The following is a 671-nucleotide window of genomic DNA, read 5'->3' as shown; positions in this document are numbered from 1 at the left end:
CGGTACTGCTTCTTCCCGCATGCAATGCTCCTCTACCAACCTTTCGGTTCCTTAGTTTCGGTGGCGCGTTTCAGCCCCGGACATTTTCGGCGCAGGACCTCTCGACCAGTGAGCTATTACGCACTCTTTGAATGGATGGCTGCTTCTGAGCCAACATCCTGGTTGTCTTCGAAATCCCACATCCTTTTCCACTTAACGCGCACTTGGGGACCTTAACTGAAGGTCTGGGCTCTTTCCCTTTTGACCGCCCAACTTATCTCGTGCAGTCTGACTCCCGATAATCGATTACGCGGCATTCGGAGTTTGATATTCTTCGGTAGGCTTTGACGCCCCCTAGGAAATTCAGTGCTCTACCTCCGCAAATCTGTATCGAGGCTAGCCCTAAAGCTATTTCGAGGAGAACCAGCTATCTCCGGGTTCGATTGGAATTTCTCCCCTATCCACACCTCATCCCCACCCTTTTCAACGGATGTGGGTTCGGTCCTCCACTACCTCTTACGGCAGCTTCAACCTGGACATGGATAGATCACCCGGTTTCGGGTCTACTCCTACTGACTTAAGGCCCTCTTAAGACTTGGTTTCCCTACGGCTCCGCACCTGAAGTGCTTAACCTTGCCAGTAAGCGTAACTCGCCGGACCGTTCTACAAAAAGTACGCGGTCGCACATATAA

The 671-nt window shown here is 51.9% G+C and carries 1 rRNA gene; it reads right to left on the bottom strand.

Features of this window, described 5'->3' with window-relative positions:
• Positions 1-671: ribosomal RNA gene (locus ACESZG_RS18920) — 23S ribosomal RNA — on the bottom strand; the annotation flags it as partial.

This window comes from Blautia sp. Marseille-P2398 (genome assembly GCF_964240315.1).
Classification (GTDB): domain Bacteria; phylum Bacillota; class Clostridia; order Lachnospirales; family Lachnospiraceae; genus Blautia_A; species Blautia_A wexlerae.
The sequence above is the reverse complement of the archived record's forward strand: the minus strand, read 5'-3'. Positions and strand labels throughout refer to the sequence as shown.